Genomic DNA, 1023 nt, shown 5'->3' on the forward strand with positions numbered 1-1023 from the left:
ATTAGAGTCACTTACGATGTAGAATTTAAGAAAAAAGCTATAGATTTATACTTAAAAGAAGGCATGAGCTATAAAACCATTGCGAAAGAATTAGGTATTCATCACTCGGTTGTAAGTCGTTGGGTGAAATACTTTGAAGCTGAAGGAATCAAAGGACTAGAAGAAAAACGCGGTAAAGCGAAAGGACCAGGTTTAGGTAGACCAAGGCTTAGACCCGAAGATTCTGAAGCTAAGATCCGACGATTAGAAGCGGAAAATGAAATGTTAAAAAAGCTCTTAGGGATGTAAAAGGAGGAATGAAAGTCGTATCCAAAACGAAAAAATTTGAAGTCATCCATGAAATGAAAAAAACAGGTTATACAGTGACCATTCTATGCGATATTGCTGGTGTAACCAGAAGTGGGTACTACAAATGGATAAAACGGCATACGACGCCTTCAATAAAACAATCCGAGGATATCGAAATTAAGAAAAAGATATTGAAGTGTCATAAAAAATTAAGAGGAATTTATGGATATAGAAGAATACAAGTGTGGCTGAAAGCCACATATAACCTTCATTTGAATCATAAGCGCATCCAAAGATTGATGAGTGAACTAGGTATCAAAGCCGTAATTAGGAAAAAACGACCTTATTACGGAAAAAAAGAAGCTTATGTGATTTCAGAGAACCATCTAAATAGGGAGTTTCAAGCTTTAAAACCGAATGAGAAATGGGTAACCGATATTACCTATTTGATTTTCAATGGACAGCGCTTGTACTTATCCGCTATTAAGGATTTATATAATAATGAAATTGTTGCCTATGAAACCAGTCGTAGAAACGACTTAAAACTTGTGTTAGATACACTTAAAAAGGCAAAGAAAAAACGAAATGTGAAGGGAATCCTCTTACATAGTGATCAAGGGTCCCAGTATACATCTCGTCAATATAATCAATTACTTAAAAAATATCAGATGAAGGCAAGTATGTCTCGAAGAGGCAACTGTTGGGATAATGCTTGTATGGAAAACTTCTTCAGTC

The 1023-nt window shown here is 35.3% G+C and carries 2 protein-coding genes; both read left to right on the forward strand.

What is annotated here, in order from left to right; genetic code table 11:
- The coding region (locus FS802_RS30595) for a transposase (RefSeq protein WP_260989094.1) at positions 1 to 288 on the forward strand (288 nt) is incomplete at its 5' end.
- A gap of 8 nt (positions 289 to 296) precedes the next feature.
- On the forward strand, positions 297 to 1023 hold a 727-nt coding region (locus tag FS802_RS30600; protein WP_144525694.1), incomplete at its 3' end, for an IS3 family transposase.

This window comes from Bacillus sp. DE0042 (assembly GCF_007680225.1).
In the GTDB taxonomy this organism is placed as follows: domain Bacteria; phylum Bacillota; class Bacilli; order Bacillales; family Bacillaceae_G; genus Bacillus_A; species Bacillus_A wiedmannii.